The following is a 26,854-nucleotide window of genomic DNA, read 5'->3' as shown; positions in this document are numbered from 1 at the left end:
ATTCCGATTTCGAGACGAATCCCGCGACAGGCGAGAGATGACGTTCGGACGCTATCGATTGACATCGATGTCACTTCAAGCCGTGAGTCGGAGTTCCGGTGTCGCAGCCAGCAATTCGCCGACGACCTGTGCGATCTGCAGGGACTGCTCCGGGTTCAGCCGGGGATCGCAGGCACTGCGGTAGTTCGTGGCCAGATAGGCGTCGTCGACGTCCGTAGCGACGCATTCGCTGACCTCGTCCCCGGACACCTCGAGGTGAATTCCACCCGGGGTGATTCCAATGTCGTTGCAGGCGGCGAAGAACGCGCGCAGCTCCTGCTCGATCTGGGCCACCGAACGGGTTTTCACCCCGGCGGGGCTCGAGATCGTGTTGCCGTGCATCGGATCGCTGAGAAAGCGGTCCGCGATCCCCTCCGCCGCCGCGGCGGCGAGCAGCGCGTGTGTGCGTTCGTATGCCCGGTCGCGACCCATCCGGAAGATGAAGGCCAGGCGGCCCGGTGCGTTGTCCGGATTGAGAACCGCGTGCAGGCGCAGCAGTTCGTCCACGGTGGCGGCGGGGCCGATCTTGACACCGATCGGGTTGGCGATCTCGGCGGCGAAGGCGATATGCGGTCCGGTCAGCGCGCGGGTCCGTTCGCCGATCCAGAGCAGGTGCGCGGACTGGTCGTAGGCCAGACCGTCGTCCGGGCTGCGCCGGGTCTGCGGCTGTTCGTAGTCCAGCAGCAGCGCCTCGTGCGAGGTGAAGACCCCCGAGTTGCCCAGGTACGAGAGTGTCCGGCGGGACTCCTCGTAGGCGCGAACCAGGTTCCACGGGTCGGGAATTCGGGTGCCCGCCGCGAAATCCGCCTGGTTGACCGCGTCACCGAAGTAGGACGGCAGCACCAGGTCCCCGCGCCGCTCGATCGGAGCCGATCGCGGTTTCGCGTACTGCCCGGCGATCCGGCCGACCGTGACGACCCGACGGCCCGATTCCGCCTCGATCACGTCGGACATGTTGTGCAGCAGCGCGGTTCGGCTCGCCACCTGCAACTGGGTGTTGTCGCGGAAGGTCTCCGCGCAATCCCCGGCGTGCAGCAGGAAGCTCGGCTCCGCCAGCCGCTCGCGCAGTCGGCGGCTGTCCTGCGGCGAGACCAGGGGCGCGGCCCGGGCCAGGGTGGCGCGAACCCGCCGGACCTCGGCGCCCACCGGCCAGTCCGGCTGATGCTGCCGGTCCCGCGCTCCGGTGGCGTCGTGTGCCGTCGCGCGAGCGGCGGTTCCGCCGTCCGTGCCCGGCACGCCCGCCGAGACGAACCGGGGGTTGAAGATCTCGTGGACGAGCACCCGGGTCCGGCTGGAGAACTCGACCTCGTAGACGCGGCCAGGCGAGCCTGCCGGGAGCAGACCGAAACTGCCCCGGGTGAGTCCGTTGGACAGGATCCGGCGGCGCTCGAACAACCCGAGACCTCGGGTATGCAGCCCGAAAGGTGTTGCGTCGCTGGGTATCAGAGTGTCGCCGTCGCGCACCTCGAAGGTGATGATGTTCTCGCTGACCACCCGGCCGCCGCCGTCCCGCAGTCGCGAACGGCGCAAGCCGAGATCGGGACCGTCGGCGCCGAAGACGTCCGCGACCCGACTGTCGGTGGACAGGGCCTCCACGGCCGGCTCGGGCAGCAGTTCGACCGACAGGTCCGAACCGACGAGCGACTGCAGCAGCACGGTGGTGGAGCCGTCGTTGTCGAGCAGCATCCGGGTCGACGGCGGAATATCCGGCGTCGTCAAGAATTCTGGATAGAAATCCATTTGCAAATCCTCAGAGCATGGGTGTACCCAATAGTTGCCGACGCTCGCACAGTGGCGCGGAGGCGCGGCAATGAATACCTCATCAGCAATGCGCGACGAGGCGAAGAATTGTCACGATAAACCGCCGCAGCAGCACCGAGGCAGGCGGTTATCGGTTTATGCACACAATGGTGCCAAAGAATATGCGGGCGGACTTCAGCCCGAAAGCCGCAGGTCAGACCTGCGGTGTGTATGCCATAACCGTCGAGACCCCCTCGGTGGTCGGCGGCCCCTATCGCCGGGACCGATCCTTTTCACTCAAGGAAGCTATGACATCTGAGTTTTAGTTTCAACACTTGTTTTTCGAATGTCACATGACCAGGGTCAATTTGGGATCATGCTGATTCGATCCATCGAAATCCGTTGTGCGCGACGACCTCTCCGAATTTATCCCCACGACGGGGGGAAATGCGATCAGTGAATTCCGACCGTCAGGTTCCCGCTCACCGCGCGGACCGACTCGCCGGACACGACGGCGGCGGCCGCCGCACCCTCGGACCGGAGTTCGAACAGCAGCGACCTGGCGCGCGCGAGAACTCGCTGCTGCCGATCGATCCGCGTGATCTGCTCGTCGAACCGCCGGCGCGCCTGGGCGCAGCGCAGCGCGTCCGGATCACCCACACACGGGAGCACCGCGACGATGTCGGCGATGTCCAGCCCGACCTGCAGCAGCAGTTTGATCTTCGCGATCTGCTCGACGGCGTCCGCCTCGAACACCCTGTACCCGTTGCCATCTCGCGCGGACGTCAGCAGACCGACCGACTCGTAGTACCTGATCGAGCGCGGACTCGCCCCCGATCTCTCCGATAGTTCTCCGATGCGCATCATCGTCTCCTGTTCATGCCGCCCCGCGGTGGGCATGCACCCCACGCTAAGGATTGACATCGATGTCACCGCAAGCCCTTGCACAGAGGCCACAGCAAGCCCTTGCGCAGAGGTCACAGCAAGCCCTTGCACAGAGGTCCCGGCAAGGACTTTCAGGCCCGATCCTCGAAACTCACGATCAGCGCCAGCAGCCCCGGGAAGCTCAGTTCGACCTCGTCGCCGCGCAACCGAATGCGCCGATGCCTGCCGTCGACGGTGATGCTGATCAGTCCGGCCTCACGCAGGATCCGCCAGTGGTTGGTCAGCGTCGACTTGGGGACGTCGAGACCGTCGGCGGAGCAGGTCAGGTCGGGATTGCGGCGGGCGCGGCGAATCAGCTCCAGCCGCACCGGATCACCGAGGGCGTGCAGGACCGTCGCGAGCGTCAGTGAATCGCGGGCGGGCTCGGGCAGCGTGCGCATCGGCCGGTGGGCTCCGATCGTTCGGTTGGATCATTCGACAGTTCGGGATTGTCGAACTATCGTACCAAGAGTCAGTCCGTACCGAAGGGAGAGACCACAGCGGTGGCCACACACGAAGGCGCGAACCGGATCGTCGAGGCGGTCACCACCGCCGGCAGGATCGCCGGGCTCGAAACCGGCGGAACGCTCTCGTTCAAGGGAATCCCCTACGCGGCACCGCCTTTCGGCGAGAATCGCTTCGCTCCCCCACAGCCTCCACAGGCTTGGGACGGCGTGCGCGAGGCGTTCGAATTCGGCCCGGCCGCACCGCAACCCGATACCTTCGCCTTCGCCGACCACGAAACCCCGCTCTACCCGTGGGGAACCGACTGCCTCTCGCTCAATGCCTTCACCCCGGACCTGGGGGCGGCGCGGCTGCCGGTGATGGTCTGGCTGCACCCCGGCGGCTACGTCTCGGGCAGCGCGTCCACCGCGCGAGCCGACGGTTCGTTGTTCGCCCGCGAGGGCGTCGTGACCGTCACGGTGAACTACCGCCTCGGCGTGGACGGATTCCTGGCCGTACCGGGCGGGACCCGCAATGCCGGACTGCGCGATATCGCGGCCGCATTGCAGTGGGTGCGGAACAATATCCACCGATTCGGCGGGGATGCGGACGCCGTCACGGTGTTCGCCAATTCCGCGGGCGGCGGAGCCCTGTCCATGATCGCCAGAACCGCTGCCGCCGAAGGGCTCCTGCGCCGGGCGATCCTGCAGAGCGTGCCGCTGCTGGTGGTCACCGAACTGGACGAGGCCGACACGCTCGCCAAGCGCGTGCTGGCCGAACTCGATGCCGAGACCGATCCGCACTCGATCCCCCTGCCCGAACTGCTGCGCCGCCAGCGCGCACTGGACGAGCGCTTCCGCGATGCGAGCATCTGGAATCCGTACACCTACCGGTACACCCCGTTCATGCCCGCCGTCGACGGCACGCTCGCACCCGATTCCACACTGCGCGAACGTATTCCGTCGTCGATAGACCTGCTGATCGGCAGCAATCGCGACGAGTCCCGCTCCACGCTGCTGCGCACCGGGCAGTTCGATTCGGCCACCGCGCAGGATCTCGACGACGCCGAGAGCGCCTACCTGGTGCCCGAGGCGAGCCGGTCGGCGTCTCGACGGCTCTACGGGCACCTCCCACTCGGTGAGCAACTCGCCGAGACGGTCACCAACCAGATGTTCCGGGGCCCGGCCGTGGAACTCACCCGCGCCCACGCAGCCGCCGGCGGGAACACCTTCGGCTACGAATTCGCCTGGCAGTCACCGGCATACGACAGTCGCATGGGCGCCTCGCACGCGCTGGAACTCCCGTTCCTGTTCGACAACCTCGCGGACCCGATCTACGGCCCGCAACTCGGCGACTCCGCGCCCGCCGAACTCGGGCACGCGATTCGCCAGAGCTGGATCCGCTTCGCCAAGACCGGCGACCCCGGCTGGCCTCGCTACGACGCCGAACAGCGATCGATCATGGTCTTCGACGAATCGAGCCGGGTCGAGTCCGATCCGCGCGAACACCACCGCCGAGCCTGGGACGCGCGCGCCGCCGACCCGACCGCCGCGGCGACCTCGTGGGTGAGTTCCGCGTAGTTCGATGCTCGTGCGCGCTTCCGACCACACCGGCCGGAAGCGCCGGGTGCGCGCCACCGGCCTCCGCTCCGGAGCGGAGGCCGGTGGCGCGCGTGAGCCGGTACCCGGGGTGCGGATGTTCCCGGCCTTGACCTCGTCGTGGACGGCGAACGAACGGCCAGGCGTACACCTCCGCGCGACCCCGACGCGGTTACGGGTGGGCAGCGCCGTCCTGATTCGTGATCGGGACACCCCGGTGGGCGACCCACAGTACTGTTCGGCCTCGGAACAGTACTGTGAGGAGGGTGGCCATGCCCGCGGGGTGGATTCGGTTCGTGCTGAGTGTGACGGTGCTGGCCGCGGTGGCGGCGACTCCCCTCGCGCAGGCTCGCACACCTGACGCGGGGGCGATCGGCTCCGAGGCCGCGCCGGGGCTGGAGCGGTATTACGGTCAGCAGCCGACCTGGCAGGGCTGCGGCGACCAGATCCTCGACGACGCCCAGGCGCAGTGCGCGAATGTCACTGTGCCACTGGACTACGCCAAGCCCGACGGCCGGACGCTGAGCATCGCGATCTCCCGGATCGCCGCCACCGATCCGGCGCGGCGGCGCGGGGTCCTGCTGTCCAATCCGGGCGGCCCCGGCGGCAGCGGCCTGCGCTACATGGCCACCACGCAGAAGAATCTCTCGGCGGACGTGCGCGCGCAGTACGACCTGATCGGGATGGACCCGCGCGGGATCGGGCGCTCGGACAAGGTGAGCTGCGCGATCCCGGTGCCCAGCATCCTGTTCTCCGCGGGCTTCGACACCTTCGGCTACGCCCGCGACGCCACCTTGGCCAGTGCGCTGGCGACCGCGTGCCTGACGCCGGACGCGGACAAGATCCGGAACATCAACACCCGCAATACCGCCCGCGATATGGATGTCGTGCGCAGCGCCCTGGGCGAACGCACGCTCAGCTACTTCGGCGCGTCCTACGGCACCTACCTGGGTTCGGTGTACACCCAGATGTTCCCGGAACGCGCGGACCGGATCGTGCTGGACAGCGCGGTCGATCCGGACCGCATCTGGGTGGGCCACTACCAGGACATGGGCCCGATCAACGAGTACGCGCTGGACGACTGGGCGGTGTGGGCCGCACGGCACGACGACGAGTACCACTTCGGCGCGACCGCCGAGCAGGTGCGCGCGTTCGTCACCGACATGATCCGCCGGGCGGGCGCGCATCCGGTGTTCAGTGTCAGCTCGACCTATCTCGTCGACGAGCACACGGTGCCGCTGATGATCTTCGCGCTGCTGGCGAATCCGCAGTGGAACTCGCGTCTCGCGGATGTCGTGCGGATCATCTCCGACGGCGCGAACGGCGTGCCGATCGACCTGGACGATCTGAAGGCACGGGTCACCGCCGCGGTCCCGCTGGAGGCCGCGAGCCTGGCGGCGGTGCTGTGCGGTGATCGGGCCGCGCCGCGCGATCCTGCCTGGTACCTCGCGAACATCGAGCAGGCCCGCGCCACCCAGCCGGTGTTCGGCGCGTTCGCCAACAACATCACCGCCTGCGCCTACTGGCCCGATCCCGTCGAACCGCCGACCGAGGTGCGCAATGCGGTGCCCGCGCTGATCCTGGTCTCGGAGCACGACACCCGCACCGCCTATCAGGAAGGCGTTGCGCTGCACCATGATCTGACCGCCTCGCGTCTGGTCACCCTGGCGGGCACCCGAATCCATGGCGCGTTCCGCGTCGGCCTGAGCCCCTGCGTCACCGACGCCGTCAACACCTACCTCGCCGACGGCACCCTGCCCGCCGCCGACCTCACCTGCCGGCCGGACCCCGGCTACTTCCCTCGGTAGCCGGCGCCCAGCCCGCCGCCGCGGGTCATCTCCGGGCCGACTACGTGGCGGCCTCTCCCCGATCCGCGCGCGGGGCCGGAAGACGCTGCGGCAACTCAGGATCCATCCGTGCAATGCGCCGATCACCCGTGAGCGCTTCGGGCATAGAAGCGAGTAGTTAAGACATTTGAACGCTCACCGCATGCGTCTAACGTTATCTCCAGTCGAACAGCGCACAATCTGGAGGAACCGTGACGGTCAAGCTCGGAGTATTTCTGCCCACGTCCGGCGCGGATGCCTCGGTTCCGGCCGGGGTCGCGGCCGCCGCGCGCACCGCTGAGGCTGCCGGACTCGAATCGGTGTGGGCCACCGATCATCTCGTCGCCACCGTGCCGATGCTCGACAGCACCGTGGCGCTGAGCACCGCGGCCGCCGCCACCGACCGGATCACGGTGGGTTTCGGAGTCATGCTGCTGGCCCTGCGTCCGGTGGCCTGGGCCGCCAAGCAGATCGGCACGCTGCAGCAGTTGTCCGGCGACCGGCTGGTGGTCGGTGTCGGCACCGGGAATCCCGCGCACGGCGATATCGGCTGGCGGGCGGCCGGGGTGCGATTCGAGAACCGCGGCAAGGTGACCGACGAAGCGCTGCGAGTGCTGCCCGGCCTGGTCTCCGGTGCGCCGACCGTGCTCGCGGACGGCCTCGAGGTGACCCTGGCCCCGCCCGCTCTCGTCCCGCCGGTGCTGGTGGGCGGCAACGGCTCCCGGGCCCGACGCCGGGCCGCGGAGTTCGGCGACGGCTGGGTCGCCATCCAGCCCGATCTCGAGCGGTTGCCGGCCGAGATCGACGAACTGCGTGAGCTCGCCGAGCGGTACGGGCGGCCGACGCCCTCGATCACCGTCGTCGCGCCCGTCCTACCGGAGGATCCGCGACAGGCCGCCGAACAGCTGATGCGGTACGACGCCGCCGGAGTCGAGCGCGTGATCCTCGCACCCACACCGCAGTGGCGGGACGGCTACGAGTTCGCCGGACGGATTCGCGCCGCGCAGTAGCGCCTCCCACGACTTGTCTTCCGCTCGCCCAGTGGGCGAGTTGATCTTTCATGCCCTGACAGGAGCAACCAATGTCGGTCTCACAGCGCCTCGCACTCACCGTGCTCTCGGCATCGATGCTGATGACGATTCTCGACGGCAGCATCGTGACGGTGGCGATGCCCGCGATCCAGCGCGATCTCGGCTTCAGCCCCGCCGGACTGAGCTGGACCGTGAACGCGTATCTGATCGCGTTCGGCGGACTGCTGCTGCTGGCCGGGCGACTCGGTGATCTGATCGGCCGCCGCACCGTGTTCCTGGCGGGAAACGGCGTGTTCACCGCGGCGTCGGTCTTCGCCGGTGCGGCCACCGGCCCCGGCCAGTTGATCGCCGCGCGCTTCCTGCAGGGCGTGGGCAGTGCGCTCGCCGCCTCGGTGGTGCTCGGAATTCTGGTCACCCTCTTCACCGAGAACGGGGAGCGTGCCAAGGCCATCGGCGTCTTCAGCTTCACCGGCGCGGCGGGCGCGTCCATCGGCCAGGTGCTCGGCGGCGTGCTCACCGATGCGCTGAGCTGGCACTGGATCTTCTTCATCAATGTGCCGATCGGACTGGCCACCATCGCCCTCGCGGTGAAGGCGCTGCCCGCCGATCGCGGCATCGGGTTGGCCGCCGGAGCGGACATTCTGGGTGCGACGCTGGTGACCTCCGGACTGATGCTGGGCATCTACACCGTGGTCGGCATCGAGCAGTTCGGCTGGACATCGGGCCGCACGCTGGGTCTGGCCGCCGTCTCGATCGCTCTGCTCGCGGGTTTCCTCGTCCGTCAGGCCACCGCCGCGACCCCGCTGCTGCCGTTGCGAATCTTCCGCTCCCGCAATGTCTCCGGGGCCAACCTGGTCCAGATGCTCACGCTCTCGGCCATGTTCGCCTTCCAGATCATCGTGGCGCTCTACATGCAGAAGGTGCTCGGTTACGGCGCGCTGCGGACCGGTCTGGCCATGCTGCCCGCGGCCGTCGCGATCGGCGGAGTCTCGCTGTTCGTCTCCGCCCCGCTGAGCAACCGCTTCGGCGCCCGCAACGTGCTGATCGCCGGACTGGTCCTGTTGCTGGCCGGCATGGGCTGGCTGACCCGCCTGCCGGTGCACGCCGCCTACGCGGTGGACCTGCTGCCCATGATGGTCCTGATCGCCGGTGGCGGACTGGTCCTGCCGGCCCTGGCCACCCTCGGAATGTCCGGCGCGAAGGCCGATGACGCCGGAGTGGCGTCGGGACTGTTCAACACCACCCAGCAGATCGGCATGGCGCTCGGCATCGCGGTGCTGTCCACCCTGGCCGCGTCCCGCACCGGAAACCGGCTCGCCGCAGGCGCTTCCGAGGCCGCCGCGCTCACCGACGGCTACCGCCTCGCGTTCACCATCGCCGCCGCACTCCTGGCACTCGCCCTGATCGTCAGCCTCACGGTACTGCGCCGCCCGGCCGCCGCCACCGATGCCGCACCGGCCGGCGATGCCCTGACGCTCGCACTCTGAGCTGCGCACGAAAGATCCACACGCACGAAGGGATCGGACCGGTTACCCGGTCCGATCCCTTTCTCGCGGAACGACTCTCGATCGGCGCGGCGAGCGACGGCGAGACGTTCACACCGACCGCCGAACCCGGCGCGGGTATCACTCTTGTGCGGAGAGTTTCAGGGCCGTGTAGATCAGCCCCACCAGTGCTGTGGCCGCGAGCAGCAACAGGCCGAACGTGTAGTTGTTGGCCGACTCGTTGTAGGTCGCGCCCATGATCAACGGCGGGAAGTAGCCGCCGAGACCGCCGGCGGCGGCGACGATTCCGGTGACGCTGCCGACGCTGGAGGCGGGAGACCGCCGTGCCACCCAGGCGAACACGCCGCCGGTGCCGACGCCGAGGAAGAGCGCGAGACCGATGAACGTGATGGCCGAACCGATGTCGGCGGGCGGCTTGAACGAGGCCACCACCGCCATGAGCGCCGTACCCCCGAGCGAGAACAGCACCACGTATTTCGGCGAGATCCGATCCGAGAGCGCCCCACCGACCGGGCGGGCCAGCACCGCCGCGAGTGCGAACGCCGCGGTGCGGGTTCCGGCGTCGACCGCGGAGAAGCCATAGATGACCTTGATGTAGGTGGGCAGATAGGTGCTGAAGGCGACGAACCCGCCGAACACCACCGCGTACAGCAGCGACATCTCCCAGGTGACACGGAGTTTCGCGGCGGCCCGCAGCTTGGGCACCACCGGATCCAGGTTGGGGGTGAACTCCGGCGAGTTCCGCATGATCGCGAAGCACACCGCCGCCGTGACCGCGAGCGCCACCGCGATGACGACGTGCGTGGTGAGGAGTCCGAACCAGCCGACGAACCGCGGGGTGAAGAAGGCCGACAGCGCCGTACCGACCATGCCCGCCCCGAACACGCCGGTGGCGAAACCACGGCGGGCGGGCTCGTACCAGCTGTTCGCGAACGGGATGCCGACCGCGAAGATGGTGCCCGCGATCCCGAGGAAGAAGCCGAACACCAGCAGCAGCGGATACGACTCCGCCTTGCCCGCGATCCCGACGGCCAGCACGGGGGCGATGGAGGCGAGCGAGATCGCGATGAACATCGCGCGGCCGCCGAATCGGTCCGTCAGCGAGCCCACCACGATCCGGCCCAGCGACCCGACCAGGATCGGCATGGCCACCAGAATCGAGGTCTTGGCACTGCTGAGCGACAGCGCGGAGGCATAGGTCGTCGAAAGCGGCCCGATCATGTTCCAGGCCCAGAAATTGATCGCGGACACCCATGTGGCCAAGGCCAGATTGATCGTCCGCGAACCGTTGTGTAGCTCAGACGTCGTCGAGTTCACGCACCTAGCAGAACACTCCCGCGGAGGAAACCATCGATACGACACACATCGTGATCGAGGAGCCCCCGCGCCGCGTTGACCACCTGGAACGCCGAACCAGCCACCACCGGGTGACCGCCGCGAACATCGCGCGACCGCACCGCCGAGAAACCGCGGGAAACCGGAAAGGGCCCGGCATGCAACTCGTCGAATCGAATTCGAATGGGCTCGAACGACACCGGAATATCCAGCGGATCGCGCACTCTAGGCCGTGATGCGCCGCGCGCGCACGACGAGGGTCAGCAGCCACGCGCCCACCGCGACGATCAGCAGGCCACTCCCCACCGGACGCAGCCACGAGATGCCCGCCGCCGCTCCGGCGGACAGGGTCGCCACCGCGGTCATGCCGAGCGGGAACACCGTCGCCCAGCGTCGAACATCGTCGGCCGGGCGCGGATCGACCACCTCGGTGACCACCAGGACCGCGTACACGATCAGGTTCAGCGCCAGGATCACCAGGCAGGCCCCGCGCAGCAGATCGTGCGCCGCTCCCGTGAAGTAGTGCGAGGCGGTCAGTTTGGAGAAGGCCAGCGCGGTGATGGCCAGCGCGCCGGCGGCGATCCACTGATCACCCGCGCCGGACCACAGCTGTCGCACATCGAATCGGGACAGCGCGGCGAGGTAGAGCAGCACGCCGAGGCACGCGAGGACCAAGGCCGCCGGAACCAGCGCATCACCCCGGCCCGCTACGGCCAGGGTGCCCGCCAGCACGGCCAGCCCCTCGGTCGAGACGCAGACCAGGAACGCCGCACCCGGCATATGGCGATTCCAGTGCCCGATCACCAGATACAGCAGGACCGGCCACACCACCGAGGCCAGCGCCAGCAGCACGAAAGCCGGTGCGTACCAGCCCAGCAGCGAGATCCGGGTACCCAGGACGGTGGTGGCCGCGACCGCGGTCAGGGCGGCCGGGGTTTCGGCTTCGGTCTCCCAGCGCGTGCGATTCCACACCAGCCGGCGGACGAAATCGATCGCCAGGAACGCCCACACCACCCCGGCCGGCGCCAGCATGAGCACCGAGATCACCTCGAAGCCGGTCAGATGCAATCCGACCGAGATGATTCCGGTGGCCATGACGAACGAGCCCGCAACCGGGGGCAGTTGCTCCCACCACCGACTCCGCACCGCGACATCACCTTTCGAGGTCGACGGGTTCCCAGCCCCGGCGCGGCGTGCGCTCGCCGAGCTGCTGCGGGCTGCGGGACCGGTAGACGATGTAGGGGCGGAACAGATAGCCCACCGGCGCGCTGAACATGTGCACCAGCCGGGTGAAGGGCACCATCGCGATCAGCAGCATGCCGATCACGGCGTGGATCTGGAAGGTCAGCGGCACCGACTCCATGAGCTCGGGCCGCGGGTTCAGGTAGAAGATGCCGCGGGCCCACGGCGCGATCGTCGTGCGGTAGTTGTAGCCCGAGCTGATGGTGGAGTGACCGAGCTTGGCGTACAGCCCCATGAAGATCGCCGCCAGCAGGACGACGTACATGAGCTTGTCGTTGCTAGTCGTGGCCCGCAGCACCGCGTCCCGGGTGCGGCGGCGGTAGATGAGCATGAGAATGCCGAGGATCGTGAGCACACCCGCCGCGGTGCCGCCGAACAGCGACAGCAGGTGGTACTGGTGCTCCTTCACCCCCACCGCGTCGGTCCAGGCCTCGGGGATGAACAGGCCCATGATGTGGCCCACGAACACGAAAAGGATGCCGTAGTGGAACATCGGCGAGGCGATGCGCAGCAGCCTGGACTCGTGCAGCTCCGAGGACCGGGTGGTCCAGCCGAACTTGTCGTAGCGGTACCGCCACCACAGCCCGCCCGCCAGCGATACCAGCGTGATGTAGGGCAGTGCGCCCCAGAGGAATGTGCTCATCGGTGACCTCCGTTGCCGAGGACGGGCAGCAGGGCGAGATGGCCGTAGGCGGCCAGCCCGACGGATTCGGTGCGCGGACCGGACCGGGCCAGCGCCAGCACCGCGGCCCGATCGCGCGGGGAGGTTCCGGGTAGCCGGGCGCACAGCGCCGTCACCACTCCCGCGTAGGGACTCTCGTTGTCCGCCAGCGCCAGTCGCAGCAGCTCCAGTCCGGGTCGGTGCTCGATGAGCAGCTCTCGCCGTCCGGTGGCGGCGGTGAATTCCAGCACCACCGGCAGATAGTCGGGCAACTCCACACCGTTCAGGTGCATGCCGTGGTCGCGGTAGAGCTGTTTGATCGACAGCAGCGACTGCCCCCGGCGGCGGGTGTCGCCGTCGAGCCACCAGGTCAGGTGCAGGCAGTGCTGTTTGCGGAAGTCGAAGGTCGCCACGTAGTGCTCGGCGAGCGCCTCGCGCCCGAGGGTGCGGGCATGGTCGAGAAAGGGGGTCAGCTCCCCGGCGCTGTGCGCGAGCATCGGCAGGCGCTCGAAGAACTGCTCGTCGGGGTAGTCCAGACAGTGCGCGACCGCCTGGAAGAACTCCGCGTCGGGTCCGGCCGTCATGCTTCCTCGTCGGAGGTCTGCCGCTTGCGCAGCACGTGAAAACTCTCGACGGTCATGAGCGGCAACAGCTTTCGGCCCGAATCGTCACCGAAGGGGCCCGCCGCGTGGCTGGTGTCACTGTCGTAGTCCACGCTGCAGCCGGTCTGCAGCGCCATCTCCTCCAGCTCGTGGGCCTCACCCATGGCCGCGGTCGGAATCACATAGCGTTCCTCGTATTTGGCGATGGCCAGCAGCCGGAACATCTCATCGATCTCGGCGCCGGTCATGCCGACGCTGGCGGCGATCGAATCGTCCGGGATGTCACCGAGATTGATGTCGCGCTGATAGGAACGCATGGCCGCGAGCCGGGCCAGCGCGTCGCGCACCGGAGCGACGTCACCGGCGGTGAACAGTTCGGCCAGGTACTCCATCGGGATCCGCAGCGAGTCGATCGCGCCGAACAGATTGCCGGGATCCTCACCGTCGAAACCGGTGTCGGACAACGCCTCCACGATGGGCGAGAGCGGCGGGATGTACCAGACCATCGGCAGCGTCCGGAATTCCGGATGCAGCGGCAGCGCCACCCGGTACTTGCTGATCAGCGCGTGCACGGGCGAACGGCGTGCCGCGTCGATCCAGTCCACGCCGATGCCCGCGCGCTCGGCCTCGGCGCGCACCCGCGGATCCTCGGGGTCCAGGAACACACCCAGCTGCGCCTCGTAGAGGTCGTGCTCATCGGGTGTGGCGGCGGCCTCGGCGACCCGATCCGCGTCGTAGAGCAGCACACCCAGGTATCGCAGCCGCCCCACGCAGGTCTCCGAGCACACGGTCGGCAGGCCCACTTCGATACGGGGATAACAGAAGGTGCACTTCTCGGCCTTGCCGGTCTCGTGGTTGAAGTAGATCTTCTTGTACGGGCAGCCGGTCACGCACATGCGCCAGCCGCGGCACTGGTCCTGATCGACCAGGACGATGCCGTCCTCCTTGCGCTTGTACAGCGCACCCGACGGGCACGAGGCCACACATGCCGGGTTCAGGCAGTGCTCGCAGATCCGCGGCAGATAGAACATGAAGGACTGTTCGAACTCGAAACGCACCTTCTCCGCGGCTGTTTCGCGGACCTTGCGCACGATGGGATCGTCGTCGCCGTGCTCGGTGGCACCGCCCAGATTGTCGTCCCAGTTCGCGCTCCACTGGATCGACATCGGCTTGCCGGACAGCAGCGAGCGCGGCTGCGCGACCGGATAGTCTTCTCCCAGTGGGGCATTGGTGAGAGTGCGGTAGTCGTAGGTCCAGGGCTCGTAGTAGTCCTTGATGACCGGCAACACCGGGTTCGCGAAGATGGAGAGCAGTTTGCGCAGCCGGCCACCGGCTTTGAGTTTGAGCCGCCCGCGCCGATCCAGCTCCCAGCCGCCCTTCCACTTCTCCTGATCCTCGTACTGCCGCGGATACCCCTGCCCCGGACGGGTTTCCACATTGTTGAACCAGGCGTACTCCATGCCCGCACGATTGGTCCAGGTCTGCTTGCAGGTCACCGAACAGGTATGACAGCCGATGCACTTGTCCAGGTTCATCACCATCGCGATCTGTGCCATCACGCGCATCAGTACTGCACCTCCTGCGAGCGTCGGCGGATCACGGTCACTTCGTCACGCTGATTTCCGGTGGGGCCCAGATAGTTGAAGCCCCAGCACAATTGGGCATAGCCGCCGATCAGATGCGTGGGTTTGAGCAGCACCCGGGTGAGCGAGTTGTGGATACCGCCGCGCTTGCCGGTGGTCTCGGTCTTGGGCACGTTCACCGTGCGCTCCTGGGCGTGGTTCATGTAGACGGTGCCGACCGGCATGCGGTGCGACACGATCGCCCGGGCCACCACCACGCCGTTGCGGTTGACCGCCTCGATCCAGTCGTTGTCCGCGACCCCGATGGCCTCGGCGTCGGCCGGGGCCATCCAGATCACCTGCCCGCCCCGCGAGAGCGAGAGCATGTACAGGTTGTCCTGGTACTCCGAGTGGATCGACCACTTGTTGTGCGGGGTCAGGTAGCGCACGGTCACCTGTTTGCCGCCGTCCGCGCCGAGCGTGGGCTCCCCGAAGAGCTGGTGCATGTTCAACGGCGGCCGGTACACCGGGAGCGCCTCGCCCAGCTCGTGCATCCAGTCGTGGTCGAGGAAGAAATGCTGGCGGCCGGTGAGGGTGTGCCAGGGCTTGAGCTGTTCGAGGTTCTGGGTGAAGGCGGTGTAGCGACGGCCGCCCGATTCACTGCCGGACCATTCCGGCGAGGTGATCACCGGGACCGGCGCGGCCTGGGTGTCGGCGTAGGTGACCCGCTTGCCCTCGTGCTCGGCGGCCAGGTGCGCCATCTCCTGGCCGGTGCGCGCGCCGAGTGTGCGGAAACCCTGAACGGCCAAGCGGCCGTTGGTCGTTCCCGACAGGGCCAGGATGGTGTCGGCCGCGCGCACGGCGGTATCGAGGCGCGGGCGGCCCGCCGCCGGCCCGCTCGCGACGGTGCCGTTCTTGGCCGCGAGGTATTTCACCTCCTCGTCGGGATGCACCATGATGCCCTTGACCGGCAGCCCGACCTTCTCCACCAGCGGGCCCAGCGCCGCGAATTTCGCTCCGACCGCGGTGTAGTCGCGTTCCACGACGGTCAGGTTCGGCATGGTCTTGCCCGGGATCGGCTCGCATTCCCCCGCGCGCCAGTCCCGGACCACGCCGCCCGGCTGCGCCGTCTCCCCGACGGTGTCGTGGGTCAGCGCGGTGGCCACCAGATCACGACGCGTGCCCAGGTGATCGCGGGCCAGTTCGCTGAACCGATCGGCGATGGCGTGGAAGGCGTCGAAGTCGGTGCGCGCCTGCCACGGCGGGTCGATGGCGGGTGAGAACGAGTGCACGAACGGGTGCATGTCCGTGGAGGACAGATCGTGCTTCTCGTACCAGGTCGCGGCGGGCAGCGTGATGTCCGAGAGCAGGGTCGAGGAGGTCATCCGGAAGTCCAGCGAGACGAGCAGGTCCAGCTTGCCCTCGGGCGCGTTCTCGTGCCAGGCGACATCGCGCGGGCGCAGATCGGGCGGCGCTTCCTGGGCGTTGAGCGAATTATGGGTTCCGAGAAGGTGTTTGGCGAAGTACTCCGCGCCCTTGGCCGAGGAGCCGAACAGGTTCGAGCGCCACAGGGTCAGCACGCGCGGCCAGTTCCGGGGCGCGTCCGGATCCTCGGCGGCGAAACGCAGTTCCCCCGTGCGCAATTGCTCCACCGCCCGGCCGATCGCGTCCTCGCCCTCGCCGAGCTCGAGCGGATTGCGATCGAAGGTCGGGTAGGAGGGCATCCAGCCCAGCCGCGCGGACTGCGCGAGGCAGTCCATCGCGGTCATGCCGGCCAACCGGCCCTCGCCCAGCGGCGAGGTCAGCACATCGCTGGTGAAGGCGTCGTAGCGCCACTGATCGGTGTGCACGAACCAGTGGCCGGTTCCGATCGCCTGACGGGGCGGGCGGGTCCAGTCGGTGGCTCCGGCCAGGGTCGCCCATCCGGTCACCGGGCGGCACTTCTCCTGCCCGACGTAGTGACCCCAGCCGCCGCCATTGCGGCCCTGACACCCGGTGAGCTGCAGCAGGGCCAGGAACGCGCGATAGATGGTCTCGGAGTGGAACCAGTGATTGGTTCCCGCGCCCATCAGGATCATGCAGCGACCGTTGCTCTTGGCGGCGGTATCGGCGAACTCGCGGGCGATCTTCACACAGGTTTCCGCGCGCACGGAGGTGTGCTCCTGCTGCCAGCCGGGCGTGCCGGGGGCGGAGGCGTCCTCGTACGACTCCGGCCACACACCCGGCAGCCCCGACCGCTCGACACCGTACTGCGCGAGCATCAGATCGAAGACCGTGGTGACCAGCGGCCCGTCGGCGGACAGCCGCCGGGCCGGGACGCCGCGGCGCAGCACCGCACCGGAGCCGCCGCCCGTACCGTCCCCGATGTCGAAGCGCGGCAACAACACCGGCACTCCGTCGCCGCCGTCGATCAGCGACAGGGTGGGCTCGATATCGCCGAGATCGAGGTTCCACCGGCCTTCCGCGGCGGCGGGCCAGCGGAATCCGAGGGAACCCGGCGGCACCACCGGTTCGCCCGTGGTCTCGTCGATGACGACGGTCTTCCACTCCGCGCCCTCGCCGCCGTCGCCGATATCGCTCGCGCGCAAGAACTTTCCGGGAACGTAGGCACCGTCGCGTTCGACCAGCGTCACCAGGAAGGGCAGGTCGGTGAAGCGGCGCACGTAGTCGGTGAAGAACGGGACCTGCCGGTCGAGGAAGTACTCGCGCAGGATGACGTGCCCCATGGCCATGGCCAGCGCGCCGTCGGTACCCGGATGCGGATGCAACCATTCGTCGGCGAATTTCGCGTTGTCGGCGTAGTCGGGCGCGACCACGACGACCTTCTGCCCGCGGTAGCGCGCCTCGGCCATCCAGTGCGCGTCCGGGGTGCGGGTCACCGGGACATTGGAGCCCCACATGATCAGATAGGCCGCGTCCCACCAGTCTCCGGACTCGGGCACGTCGGTCTGATCGCCGAACACCTGCGGCGAGGCCACCGGCAGATCGGCGTACCAGTCGTAGAACGACACCATGGGCGCGCCGATCAAGCCCATGAATCGCGCGCCGGCGGCATGAGAGACCATCGACATGGCCGGGATCGGGGAGAAGCCCGCGATGCGGTCCGGACCGTAGGCCTTGATCGTGTGCACGTGCGCGGCCGCGATGATCTCCACGGCCTCGTCCCAGGTGGCCCGGGCCAGGCCGCCTTTGCCACGCGCTTGCTGGTATTCGCGGCGACGCACCGGATCGTCCTGAATATCGGCCCACGCCAGGACCGGATCACCCAGGCGGGCTTTGGCTTCGCGGTACATGCTCAGCAGCCGTCCGCGAATATAGGGATAGCGCACGCGGGTGGGCGAATAGGTGTACCAGGAGAACGACGCACCGCGCGGACAACCGCGCGGCTCGTACTCGGGGCTGTCCGGCCCGACCGAGGGATAGTCGGTCGCCTGGGTCTCCCAGGTGATGATGCCGTCCTTGACATAGACCTTCCACCGGCAGGACCCGGTGCAGTTCACGCCGTGTGTCGAATAGACGACCTTGTCGTGGCTCCACCGATCGCGATAGAAGGTGTCGCCCTCGCGGCCACCCTCGTATTCGATGCTGTGCAGATCCTCCGCGGTCTCACCGCGATGAAAGAACTTTCCGGTTTCGAGAATCAGCGCATCCGGCTCCGCCATGCCAGCGTCCACCCGTCTCTCGGCCCTATCCGCGACTTGCGACAACGCCACCGATCCGGCCGGTCATCACCTCGCGCTATCGATCACCGAGGAAATTGCGGATCGGTTGCTGTACCGAGACTATTTCGAGCATGACGCTTAGGCCGGAACATTCGTGTTCGGCATGTCAGGGGTGTCGCGCCGAACGGCCGATCCGCGCCGGACCGGACAGATGCGTCGCGCGGTCCGGCGCGGCAGGTTCGGGCGAACTCAGCCGCGGCAGCGCACGGGGATCCCGGCGAGGTCCACCTGCGAGCGGGCCCGGCAATCCCACGCGAGGCCGTCGAGGGTGACGTCGTCGGCCTCGAGGCTGAGAGCGCCGATCACGCCGCCGCTGTGGCTGGTGCGCACCAGCGATCGCTGCGCGCCGTTCACCGCGACGCGCTCGAGGGTTCCGCGCACGACGGCGGTATCGCCGACGTTCACGATATTCACGCCATTGGCCGCCACGCCGCCGATCGTGGTGTCGCGGATGTCGAAGACGAGTTCGGCGGTGGCCGGGCCCGATCCGGCGGGGGTGTAGCCGATCAGGCCGATGCCGTCGGCGCTGCACTCGCCCAGGTCCGACCCGGAGATCGTCAGATCGGTGTGCGCGGCCCGGCCGAAATTCGTGGTGACCACGCAGGTTCCGAGGTTGGCGGGGACCACGGGGTTTCCGATCGCGCCCGGGAAGGTGGAGCGGCGCGCGGTCACGTTCTCGAGGGTGAGGGATTGGCGCGCGCCCCCGGAACTGAGGTTGTAGTTCTCGATGACGTCGCCGGTGACCCCCTCGAAGGTGCTGTCCGACACCCGCACACTGCTGACCGGGGCGCCGCTGGTGGTGACGTACTCCAGGCCGTTGGCGGAGAAGTTTCCGGAGCCGTCGCGAAAATGGTTGCGGGTGACGGTGATATCCATGCGGGCACTGCCCAGTGCGTTGAGGAACACGCCCTCGCTGTCGGCGGTCAGGTTCAGCGGGGAGGACTCCGCCACGGCGATATCGGTCTGAGTGTTGTCGCTGAGGTCGGCGGTGAGCCGCGCCGAGTCGGCGGCCTGCACGCCGAGGGCGAGCACCGAGAACTTGGCCAGGCCGAGGTTGATGGTGTGCAGGGTGTTACCGGTGATGGCGGCGTCGATTCGACTGCTCCCGTGCGCGCGCAGGTCGATTCCGTCGCCACAGGCGGTGTCGTGCACTACGTTTCGCTCGATCCGCACCTGTCCGGCGGCGGCCGAGAAGTCGGTCATGATCGCGGCCCAGCCATTGTTCAGGGTGATGAAGTCGGGCAGCGGGGGTATGGCCACGCCCAGCGGAAGTGTGGGCGGCAGGCCGAAGGGCCCGATCACGAACCCGTCCGCGCACTGCTGATTGGTGGCACTGACGTCGTTGCCGCTGATCACCACGTCGGCGGCGTCGGACCCGTAGATGCCGCCGCGGCGGGCTCCGGCGATCACCAGATCGCGCACCTCGGCGCCCGAGGCCAGCCGGACGGCATCGCCGTCGTGATTTCCGGTGGTATTGGTGAGCCGGGGCCGGTTCACGCCCTCGGCCGCCTCGCCGAGCAGACGCTGCCCGGGCTTGAGCGCGATGCCGCCGTCGAGCGGCGCCAGCACGGGCGCGACCGCACGCACGATGATGGTGTCCCCGTCGCGGGAAGCGGCTTCCACGCGGGCCAGTGAATCGAACGGGGCCTCGGCACTGCCCGTTCCACCGGGTGCGGCCGCCGCGCTGACGTACCAGGTGGTCGAATCCGGTTCGGCCGCCGCGAATGCCACGGTGTGCGCACCACAGGCGATCAACGCGGACATCACCGCGGCGGCGCGCGACATCGCGCGTGCGGGGCTACTCGTGCTCATTCAGGCACCATGCCAGGCATGTCGGATACCCGTCCATCGGCAAAAAGCCAGGAGAACGGCACAATCGCTGGCAGCGTGCACAAGTTCGCCGAACTCGTGCCGAAGCGCGGCTCCGGGCGATGAAACCGTTCGACCGGGAGCGGGCAGCTCAGAGGTCTTCGGTGGCGGACAGGGGTGGCAGGGTCGGCTCCGGCATCTCTTCGAGGGCCGCCACCTGCAGGTGAATGAAGGCGGCGATGCGGTGCCGGACGGACGACGGGAGTCGCTCGATATCGGTTTCCGCCAGGACGTTCGCGCCGAAGGAATGGGGCTGTGGCGCATCAAGATCGGGTGACTCCGGAACAACCTCCAGGTGTGGCCGCAACGAGGCAGGATCGCTCGAGGCCCCCGGATCGCCTTGCTCATCCGGTTCCTCGGCGGCGACGGCAATTCGCACCATAACGGAACCATAACCCCTGGACACCGCGCTCGGGAGCCGTTGGCGCACTTGAGCCTCGAGACTGCGAAGCCTGCGTAGGAAAGATGAAGACCCGCCGGTTCTTCGCAACAGCAAACAACCAGCGGGCGGGCGCCCGAATCAGGCCGCGTGATGCAGATAGTTCACCGAACCGCCGATCGCGCCGTCGCGCTTCGGGCCGATCAGGGTGTCCATGAAGGCGCGCTGGGCACGCAGACCGGCTCGGGCCTGGCGGGCTCGCAGGCCGGGCACGATCATGGCCGCTCCGGAGCGGGTGAGGTTGACCGGGAAGCGCAGGACCGGATACCAGGGCGGCATGTAGTCGGGCAGCCCGAGCTCGCGCATGCGGCCGCGACCGAGGAACGCGGTGCTGATCGAAAGATGCTGCGCCCAGGCAATTTTGCGGCGCATCGAGGCGAGGTTCGGGTAGTGCCAGGTGAGCGGGTCCTGTGCCATCGGCCGCGCCAGCCGCGCGCTGCTCTCGTCGGGAGCGGTCAGAGCGGTCAGGTAGTGGTAGAGCTTCTCGGTGGCATCGGCGAAGCTGGTGGGCAGGTAGCGCTCCTCGATACCCATGAGCCAGCCGGTGTAGCGGGTCAGATGCGCGATCGCGTCGAGTTCCCTGGGCGTGAAGAGGTTTCCCATCATCATGCCGGTCACCGCGGGGGCGAAGAGCGCACCGAGGATGGTGACCCCCATATCGGTCTGGTTGATCGGAACGCCCCACTCCTGCGCGCTCCACTCCGGGAGATTGCCGACATGGCGGCGCACGAAGGTGTGAATCAGGCGCACGTGCAGCGTGGATCGGAAACCCTTGCCGCCCGGGCGAAGTCCGTCCTCGGCGATGACGTCCAGCGCCCACTGCAGGGTTTCGGCGAACCGCTGGCCACCGCCGGTCGCACCGCTCTTGCCGGTATTGGTGAGCAGCAGCGTCCGGTTGATGCCCGAGGCCACGAAGCCGCCGAGGAACGGCACGTCGCGCGCCATGTACACACCGTCCAGGCCGGCGCGCTGAAAGGTCTGCTCCCCCAGCGCGATCAGGTCCCAGTCGACCCAGCTCGGCGGGGTCTCGACCTGTTCGAAGAAGGCGCGCAACGGTTCCGGGGCGTCGGGAATGCTGTCGATGCCGTGCGCGAGGGCCTGGTCGAACAGCGGGCGAACCTTGCCCATGCCGGCGGTGTACATCCAGTCGATCAGCTCGTCCATGGGCCGGTCGCCGACGGTGAGCGCCTCGCCCAGCTCCGCCCATTCCCGATCGTTCGGCGGCTTGATGCCGAGCATCTTCACCAGCGGGCCGATGACCGGCACCGTCGCGCGCTCGGCCGGGTGGCGAGCGGGAACGACCGGATCACGAGGGGATTCCGGAACCTGAGAGCGCGTCATCGAGCTTCTCCTTCGCATGCCCGGTGACCATGCCCCACCGGGTCCGTGAGAGAAAGTGTCCATGATTCTCTCAGATCTGGCAAGGCCTCCTGCCAGATCCCGTGAGACGTCAGATCGGGCGGCGCGCGATGGCGTAGAGATCCCGCGCCGGGCCGGTCGGACGCTGGCCCCTCGGCCAGACCGCACGCAATTGCCGGTCCAGGTCCAAGCCGACCACCGTGGGCGAGACCAGCGCGCCGTCGGCGAGCTCCCCCGCCACCGCGAGCGAGCTCAGCACCGCGGGGGCGATGCCGTCCGCGACCGCCGTCTTGATGGCCGTGGTCGAGGAGAGTTCGAGTACCACCGCGGGTCGCCAGTCCGGCAACACCCGGCCCACCGCCCGCTCGAAGGAGATCCTGGTGCCCGAGCCGGGCTCGCGGGAGATCAGCGGCGTGGCGGCCAGTTCGGCCGCCGTGATCTCGCCGCGCTTGGCCCAGCGATGACCGGCCGCCACCACCACGACCAGCCGATCCCGGGCCACCACATGGCCTTCCAGCTCACGCGGCACCTGCGGGCTCTCCACGAATCCGATGCCGGCCCGACCCTCGAGCACCGCGCGCGCCACCTCGGCGGAATTTCCCGATTCGAGGGCGATGGAGGTGTCCGGCATCCGAACCCGCAGGGCCATCAGCCATTTCGGGAACAGATACTCCGCGACGGTCTGACTGGCCGCTACCCGCAGGCGCGAATCACGTTGCCCCCGCAGGGTATCGATACCGCCGTCCAACCGAGCGGCCGCGTCCACCACATCCCGGGCCCATTCGGCGATCAGGGCCCCGGCGGCGGTCGGCCGCGAACCCAGCGTGGTGCGCTCGAGCACCGGGACGCCGACCAGTTGCTCGAGATAGCGAATCCGCGAGCTCGCGGACGGCTGACTGATGCCGTGCACCTTGGCCGCACGTCCCAGACTTCCCAGTTCGATCACCGACAGCAGCAGGTCCAGGGCGGCGAGGTCGGGGACGCGGGGAGATAGCGGCATAGAGCGAGCCTATGCCGCCGGATGCCCCGAGTCCGTGCCCGGCATCCTGCGGCTCGAATTTTGAACTCTTGTCTTACACATTTGTCTTGCACATTTGTTCAACTCGCTCTACGGTTGTCCCATGCAGCGCAACGACATCACCATCGACGGCCGCCGGATCTCCTACCTCGATGCGGGCGGCGACGGAAAGCCCCTGCTCGCCATGCACGGACACCTCGAGGAGGGCACGAGCTGGACCGAGCTCGCCGAGCGGCTCGCACCGCAATGGCGGGTCATCGCTCCCGATCAGCGCGGGCACGGCGACTCCGATCGCGGGCCCGACTACTCCCCCGAGGGATACGTCGCCGACGCCGTCGCGGTCATCGAGCAGCTGAAGCTCGGCACCGTCACCGTGCTCGGACACTCCGGACGCGCGCTGACCGCCATGCAGCTCGCGGCCCGGCACCCGGAGTTGGTCGACGGGCTGATCGTCGAGGAACTCGGCGCGGTCCACATCAGCACGGGCGCACTGAATTTCGTGCTGGACTGGCCGCGCCAGGCCGCCACCCGGCAGGAACTGCTCGACGCGCTCGGCTTCGCCGGGCCGATGTTCGGCGACGTGCTGCGTGAGAACCCGGACGGCAGCTGGCGGCTCCCGTTCGTACCGCGGGACATGGTCGATTCCGAGGCGCTGGTAGGCGGCGATCACTGGGCCGACTGGCTCGGCAGCAGCTGCCCCGCGCTGCTCGTGGTCGGCAATCAGGTTCCCTCGGTGGATCCGGGCCTGGCCCGGGAGATGGCGACGCGGCGGCCGAATACCACGGTGGTCACGCTCGATACCGATCACTTCGCGCACAAGGGCGACCCGGCCGGGTTCGCGGCGGCGGTGCGCAGCGCCTTTCCCACCGCCCGATAGCGCGACTCGGCGGAATATCCGGTGGCGGTCGGCTCGGGCGATCGCGAATCCCGAACACGATGCGGGCTTCACGACCGACGGTGACCGGTCGCGTCCGATCAGCCGAGAGTGAGCCCGGTCTGCTCGGTGCGTTTGCGCCCCCACTCGTACAGCGCCGTGAGCACCGGGACCAGCGACCACCCGTCCTCGGTGAGATCGTAGTGCACCTGCGGGGGCACGGTGTCGAACGCGGTCCGACGCACCAATCCGTCCGCTTCGAGCTCCCGAAGCTGCTGCACCAGCATCTTCTCGCTCGTATTCGGCATCGACCGCCGAAGCTCGCCGTAGCGGTGCACACCTTCCTTGAGGTGCGCCAGGATGACCGGCTTCCACTTACCGCCGATGAGATCGACCGCCACCTCGACCTCGCAGTAATAACGCTTCGCCGCCACCAGATCCTCCGGGTACTCACCGAAAAGTGCGTTCTTGTAACACTGTAATCATCGGGCTTCCATGGTGGGGCGGACCGGATTCGGTTCGCGGGGAAAGGAGTTCGGAGCCATGAAGGTCATAACGTTCGATCGGTTCAAGGATGGCGTGACGCTCGAGACGATTCGGCCGTATCTGCCGGAGGAGGTGGCCAATGTGTGGCGGCTGTGGAAGGCGGGGATCGTCCGGGAGAACTACGCGCGGGCGGACGAGTCGGGGGTGGTGATCGTCTGGGAGGTGTCGGGTGTCGAGGAGGCGCGCCGGTACATCGAGGACTTCCCGTTGACCAGGAAGGGGTTTCTGGAGTGGACGTACGTGCCGGTCATGGCCCCGCTGCCGTTGGAGGCGCTGATGGACGCGGGCGTGGACGTGGCAGAACCCTACGACCGGACGAAGTGAGCCGATGCGACACGCTTTCGGACTGAGCATCCCGCAGACGGTCGAGGAGGCCTGCGATCCGGCGCGGATGGCGTTGCTGATCTACGACATGCAGGTGGGGATCGTCGGGCAGCTGACGGACGGGGACACGATCGTCGCGGCCTGCGTGCGATTGCGAGATGCGGCACGGGCCAACGGTTTCCGGGTGTTCTATACCCGCCATATGTCCCTACCGGTGCCCACTTCGGGTGTCGCACAGCTGCGTACGGCCATGCAGTGGCAGCGGGTCGAGGATCCGGGGGCACTGCGCTCGAGCTTCCCGCAGGGATCCGCGCAGTATCAGTTGGTACCGGAATTGACGCCGAGCGCGGACGAGATGGTGTTCGACAAGATCACGATGTCGGCCTTCGCGGCGACGCCGCTCGATATCGCCCTGCGTGACTGCGGGATCGACAGCTTCGCCATCGCGGGAATCGCCATGGAGGTGGGGATCGAGCCCACCGTCCGGCACGCCACGGATCTGGCCTATCTCCCGATCGTGGTGACCGACGCCAGCGGGGCGGGCCATCGGGAGGCGGCCGAACGCTCCCATGCGAGTCTGGCTTTCGCCGGGGGCTCGCTCACGACCGATGCCGAGACGCTGACCGGATTCATGAACCGCCGGGGACGACCCGCCGCAGCAATTGCGTAAATACTGTTTCAGATAGACGTTCTCCCCGGTCAGAAGGTAAAACTCTGGCCGGGAGAGGCTTGAATAACCATCCCGTCACGAACCATGATTACCCGTCCGAGACGACTTGAACCGCCCGTGTACATCTGCCACGGTGGAGTCGTTTTCGATCAGCATTCACCATTCGCCCTCAACGCCGAGGAGATTTGGAATGACTATCGGACACTCGGATGACAAATTCTCCGAATCCGTTTTCGATCTGTTGTCGCTTTCCGTTGCCGCGCACGCCGATCGCGCGTCCGAGGGATCGCTGCACATCGTGCTGGTGGCTCCGCCGTACTTCGACGTACCGCCTTCGGGTTACGGCGGCGTCGAGGCGGTGGTGGCCTCGCTCGCGGACGAGCTGGTGGATCGCGGGCACCGGGTCACGCTGCTGGGCGCGGGCCGGGCCGGGACGAAAGCCCGCTTCATCAGTCTGTGGGACGAGTGCCAGACCGCCCGGCTGGGTGAGCCCTACCCGGAGATCGTGCACGCCATGAAGGCCTGGCAGGTCATCGAGCAGCTGCACCGCGAGGATCCGGTCGATATCGTGCACGACCACACCTTCGCGGGCCCGCTCAACGCGGCCGGGTACCGGATGCTGGGAATTCCGGCCGTGGTCACCGTGCACGGGCCCGTGGATCCGGAAATGTGCGACTACTACCGGTCGTTCGATCGAAACATGAAGCTGGTCGCCATCAGCGATCGCCAGCGCGCACTCGCCCCGAACCTGAATTGGATCGGCCGCGTGCACAATGCGATCAATCCCGATGAATGGCCTTTCCGCACCGAGAAACTGGACTACGCGCTGTTCCTGGGCCGCTACGCCCCGTACAAGGGCCCCGATCTGGCGTTGCGCGCGGCCCACGAGGCCGGTATCCGCCTGATCCTGGCGGGCAAATGCAACGAGCCACCGGAGAAGAAATACTTCGCGGAGCACGTGCGCCCGCTGCTCACCCCCGCCGACGACGTGTTCGGCGAGGCCGACGCCACCGCCAAGCGGCAATTGCTGGCCGGAGCGCAGTGCCTGCTGTTCCCGATCAGCTGGGAGGAGCCCTTCGGCATCGTCATGCTCGAGGCGATGGTCTGCGGCACCCCGGTCGTGGCCCTGCGCGGCGGCGCGGTCTCGGAGGTCGTCGAACACGGTGTGACCGGCTTCATCTGCGACCACCCGGACGAGCTGCCCGAGGCGATCGCGCGGGCGAGCGAGCTGGATCCGTACGCGTGCCGCGAACGAGTCGAGCGACTGTTCGCCACCGGCAATTTCGCGGCCGGTTACGACGCGGTCTATCGGCAGGCGGTCAAGGCCGGCATCCCCGCCGCGCCGCGCCGCGAGGGCACTCGTCGTCCGACCGTTCCGGCGCGCAGGCCGCTGGCCCCGCGCCCGCCCGCGATCGTGCGCGAGACCCCGGGCGCGCACACCGTCGAAACCACCGTCGGGACCGCCGGGTGAGTGTTTTCAACGCCGGACCCCCGGCCGCCATCAGCGGCCGGGGCGGCGTCATC

23 protein-coding genes are annotated in these 26,854 nt (G+C 68.0%); 8 read left to right on the top strand and 15 right to left on the bottom strand.

All coding sequences use genetic code 11. The features are described 5' to 3' along the window. Window positions 1-75: 75 nt before the first annotated feature. The 3 genes from NJ1_RS27915 to NJ1_RS27905 all read right to left on the bottom strand — a co-directional run bounded on the left by NJ1_RS27915 (window position 76) and on the right by NJ1_RS27905 (window position 3,104). On the bottom strand, window positions 76-1,779 hold the full coding sequence (locus NJ1_RS27915; protein ID WP_084478926.1) for a 3-deoxy-7-phosphoheptulonate synthase: 1,704 nt from the start codon (window positions 1,777-1,779) through the stop codon (window positions 76-78). 453 nt (window positions 1,780-2,232) lie between these two features. Further along, on the bottom strand, window positions 2,233-2,679 hold the full coding sequence (locus tag NJ1_RS27910; protein ID WP_067699737.1) for a MerR family transcriptional regulator: 447 nt from the start codon (window positions 2,677-2,679) through the stop codon (window positions 2,233-2,235). Between the two features lie 116 nt (window positions 2,680-2,795). Continuing rightward, on the bottom strand, window positions 2,796-3,104 hold the full coding sequence (locus NJ1_RS27905; RefSeq protein WP_067699736.1) for an ArsR/SmtB family transcription factor: 309 nt from the start codon (window positions 3,102-3,104) through the stop codon (window positions 2,796-2,798). A gap of 102 nt (window positions 3,105-3,206) precedes the next feature. Between NJ1_RS27905 and NJ1_RS27900 the strand changes: the two genes are divergently transcribed. The 4 genes from NJ1_RS27900 to NJ1_RS27885 all read left to right on the top strand — a co-directional run bounded on the left by NJ1_RS27900 (window position 3,207) and on the right by NJ1_RS27885 (window position 9,089). Then, a complete protein-coding gene (locus NJ1_RS27900) occupies window positions 3,207-4,727 on the top strand; it encodes a carboxylesterase/lipase family protein (protein ID WP_169813218.1) in 1,521 nt (506 codons plus the stop codon). A gap of 290 nt (window positions 4,728-5,017) precedes the next feature. Beyond that, a complete protein-coding gene (locus tag NJ1_RS27895) occupies window positions 5,018-6,553 on the top strand; it encodes an alpha/beta fold hydrolase (protein ID WP_067699735.1) in 1,536 nt (511 codons plus the stop codon). Between the two features lie 230 nt (window positions 6,554-6,783). Further along, window positions 6,784-7,581 (top strand): LLM class flavin-dependent oxidoreductase, encoded by a 798-nt coding sequence (locus NJ1_RS27890; protein WP_067699730.1) that lies wholly within the window; start codon window positions 6,784-6,786, stop codon window positions 7,579-7,581. Between the two features lie 71 nt (window positions 7,582-7,652). Next, on the top strand, window positions 7,653-9,089 hold the full coding sequence (locus NJ1_RS27885; RefSeq protein WP_067699726.1) for an MFS transporter: 1,437 nt from the start codon (window positions 7,653-7,655) through the stop codon (window positions 9,087-9,089). A 138-nt stretch (window positions 9,090-9,227) separates the two neighbouring features. On the opposite strand, the gene NJ1_RS27880 is transcribed toward NJ1_RS27885, so the two are convergent. The 11 genes from NJ1_RS27880 to NJ1_RS27830 form a co-directional block, all read right to left on the bottom strand. Next, a complete protein-coding gene (locus NJ1_RS27880; RefSeq protein ID WP_067699725.1) occupies window positions 9,228-10,424 on the bottom strand; it encodes an MFS transporter in 1,197 nt (398 codons plus the stop codon). Further along, window positions 10,421-10,666 (bottom strand): hypothetical protein, encoded by a 246-nt coding sequence (locus NJ1_RS27875; RefSeq protein ID WP_067699724.1) that lies wholly within the window; start codon window positions 10,664-10,666, stop codon window positions 10,421-10,423. The genes NJ1_RS27880 and NJ1_RS27875 overlap by 4 nt, the downstream gene beginning before the upstream one ends. Window position 10,667: 1 nt before the next feature. Further along, window positions 10,668-11,588 (bottom strand): tellurite resistance/C4-dicarboxylate transporter family protein, encoded by a 921-nt coding sequence (locus NJ1_RS27870; RefSeq protein ID WP_245717610.1) that lies wholly within the window; start codon window positions 11,586-11,588, stop codon window positions 10,668-10,670. A 7-nt stretch (window positions 11,589-11,595) separates the two neighbouring features. Then, a complete protein-coding gene (narI, locus tag NJ1_RS27865) occupies window positions 11,596-12,327 on the bottom strand; it encodes a respiratory nitrate reductase subunit gamma (RefSeq protein WP_067699720.1) in 732 nt (243 codons plus the stop codon). Next, the gene (gene narJ / locus NJ1_RS27860) at window positions 12,324-12,929 is read right to left on the bottom strand and encodes a nitrate reductase molybdenum cofactor assembly chaperone (protein ID WP_067699719.1); all 606 of its coding nucleotides are present in this window, start codon (window positions 12,927-12,929) and stop codon (window positions 12,324-12,326) included. Before narJ ends, narI begins: the two co-directional genes overlap by 4 nt. Further along, complete coding sequence (narH, locus tag NJ1_RS27855; protein ID WP_067699718.1) at window positions 12,926-14,512, bottom strand: nitrate reductase subunit beta; 1,587 nt, start codon at window positions 14,510-14,512, stop codon at window positions 12,926-12,928. Before narH ends, narJ begins: the two co-directional genes overlap by 4 nt. Then, window positions 14,512-18,171 carry a nitrate reductase subunit alpha gene (locus NJ1_RS27850; RefSeq protein WP_067699717.1) on the bottom strand — a complete coding sequence of 1,220 codons (3,660 nt, stop codon included), beginning with the start codon at window positions 18,169-18,171 and terminating at the stop codon, window positions 14,512-14,514. The genes narH and NJ1_RS27850 overlap by 1 nt, the downstream gene beginning before the upstream one ends. Before the next feature lie 249 nt (window positions 18,172-18,420). Continuing rightward, complete coding sequence (locus NJ1_RS27845; RefSeq protein ID WP_157574260.1) at window positions 18,421-20,043, bottom strand: right-handed parallel beta-helix repeat-containing protein; 1,623 nt, start codon at window positions 20,041-20,043, stop codon at window positions 18,421-18,423. 148 nt (window positions 20,044-20,191) lie between these two features. Further along, complete coding sequence (locus NJ1_RS27840) at window positions 20,192-20,482, bottom strand: hypothetical protein (RefSeq protein WP_067699711.1); 291 nt, start codon at window positions 20,480-20,482, stop codon at window positions 20,192-20,194. A 138-nt stretch (window positions 20,483-20,620) separates the two neighbouring features. Next, complete coding sequence (locus NJ1_RS27835) at window positions 20,621-21,880, bottom strand: oxygenase MpaB family protein (RefSeq protein WP_067699709.1); 1,260 nt, start codon at window positions 21,878-21,880, stop codon at window positions 20,621-20,623. 109 nt (window positions 21,881-21,989) lie between these two features. Then, on the bottom strand, window positions 21,990-22,898 hold the full coding sequence (locus NJ1_RS27830) for a LysR family transcriptional regulator (RefSeq protein ID WP_067699707.1): 909 nt from the start codon (window positions 22,896-22,898) through the stop codon (window positions 21,990-21,992). 121 nt (window positions 22,899-23,019) lie between these two features. Here NJ1_RS27830 and NJ1_RS27825 point away from each other — a divergent pair, with 121 nt between their 5' ends. Next, window positions 23,020-23,793, top strand: a complete 774-nt coding sequence (locus NJ1_RS27825) for an alpha/beta fold hydrolase (RefSeq protein WP_067699702.1) — start codon at window positions 23,020-23,022, stop codon at window positions 23,791-23,793. A gap of 98 nt (window positions 23,794-23,891) precedes the next feature. Here NJ1_RS27825 and NJ1_RS27820 read toward each other — a convergent pair whose 3' ends face one another. After that, window positions 23,892-24,224, bottom strand: coding sequence for a winged helix-turn-helix transcriptional regulator (locus tag NJ1_RS27820; RefSeq protein WP_281202166.1), 333 nt, complete (start codon window positions 24,222-24,224; stop codon window positions 23,892-23,894). Between the two features lie 109 nt (window positions 24,225-24,333). On the opposite strand from NJ1_RS27820, the gene NJ1_RS27815 reads away from it, so the two are divergent. The 3 genes from NJ1_RS27815 (at window position 24,334) to NJ1_RS27805 (ending at window position 26,801) form a co-directional block, all read left to right on the top strand. Beyond that, on the top strand, window positions 24,334-24,660 hold the full coding sequence (locus NJ1_RS27815) for a hypothetical protein (RefSeq protein WP_067699700.1): 327 nt from the start codon (window positions 24,334-24,336) through the stop codon (window positions 24,658-24,660). Window positions 24,661-24,664: 4 nt separating this feature from the next. After that, window positions 24,665-25,330 carry a cysteine hydrolase family protein gene (locus tag NJ1_RS27810; RefSeq protein WP_067699697.1) on the top strand — a complete coding sequence of 222 codons (666 nt, stop codon included), beginning with the start codon at window positions 24,665-24,667 and terminating at the stop codon, window positions 25,328-25,330. Window positions 25,331-25,526: 196 nt separating this feature from the next. Next, window positions 25,527-26,801 (top strand): glycosyltransferase family 4 protein, encoded by a 1,275-nt coding sequence (locus NJ1_RS27805; protein ID WP_422615788.1) that lies wholly within the window; start codon window positions 25,527-25,529, stop codon window positions 26,799-26,801. Window positions 26,802-26,854: the final 53 nt, after the last annotated feature.

It is taken from the genome of Nocardia jejuensis NBRC 103114, assembly GCF_001613145.1.
GTDB classification, from domain to species: Bacteria; Actinomycetota; Actinomycetes; order Mycobacteriales; family Mycobacteriaceae; genus Nocardia; species Nocardia jejuensis.
This window is presented reverse-complemented; position numbering and strand designations above follow the sequence as displayed.

Bases quoted from the DNA above. Each gene is read 5' to 3' on its own strand.
- narJ (WP_067699719.1), bottom strand. From the start codon at position 12,929: ATGACGGCCGGACCCGACGCGGAGTTCTTCCAGGCGGTCGCGCACTGT.
- NJ1_RS27810 (WP_067699697.1), top strand. From the start codon at position 24,665: ATGCGACACGCTTTCGGACTGAGCATCCCGCAGACGGTCGAGGAGGCC.
- NJ1_RS27910 (WP_067699737.1), bottom strand. From the start codon at position 2,679: ATGCCCACCGCGGGGCGGCATGAACAGGAGACGATGATGCGCATCGGA.
- NJ1_RS27905 (WP_067699736.1), bottom strand. From the start codon at position 3,104: ATGCGCACGCTGCCCGAGCCCGCCCGCGATTCACTGACGCTCGCGACG.
- NJ1_RS27845 (WP_157574260.1), bottom strand. From the start codon at position 20,043: ATGAGCACGAGTAGCCCCGCACGCGCGATGTCGCGCGCCGCCGCGGTG.
- NJ1_RS27850 (WP_067699717.1), bottom strand. From the start codon at position 18,171: ATGGCGGAGCCGGATGCGCTGATTCTCGAAACCGGAAAGTTCTTTCAT.
- narI (WP_067699720.1), bottom strand. From the start codon at position 12,327: ATGAGCACATTCCTCTGGGGCGCACTGCCCTACATCACGCTGGTATCG.
- NJ1_RS27815 (WP_067699700.1), top strand. From the start codon at position 24,334: ATGAAGGTCATAACGTTCGATCGGTTCAAGGATGGCGTGACGCTCGAG.
- NJ1_RS27915 (WP_084478926.1), bottom strand. From the start codon at position 1,779: ATGGATTTCTATCCAGAATTCTTGACGACGCCGGATATTCCGCCGTCG.
- NJ1_RS27840 (WP_067699711.1), bottom strand. From the start codon at position 20,482: ATGGTGCGAATTGCCGTCGCCGCCGAGGAACCGGATGAGCAAGGCGAT.
- narH (WP_067699718.1), bottom strand. From the start codon at position 14,512: ATGCGCGTGATGGCACAGATCGCGATGGTGATGAACCTGGACAAGTGC.
- NJ1_RS27825 (WP_067699702.1), top strand. From the start codon at position 23,020: ATGCAGCGCAACGACATCACCATCGACGGCCGCCGGATCTCCTACCTC.
- NJ1_RS27885 (WP_067699726.1), top strand. From the start codon at position 7,653: ATGTCGGTCTCACAGCGCCTCGCACTCACCGTGCTCTCGGCATCGATG.
- NJ1_RS27895 (WP_067699735.1), top strand. From the start codon at position 5,018: ATGCCCGCGGGGTGGATTCGGTTCGTGCTGAGTGTGACGGTGCTGGCC.
- NJ1_RS27830 (WP_067699707.1), bottom strand. From the start codon at position 22,898: ATGCCGCTATCTCCCCGCGTCCCCGACCTCGCCGCCCTGGACCTGCTG.
- NJ1_RS27835 (WP_067699709.1), bottom strand. From the start codon at position 21,880: ATGACGCGCTCTCAGGTTCCGGAATCCCCTCGTGATCCGGTCGTTCCC.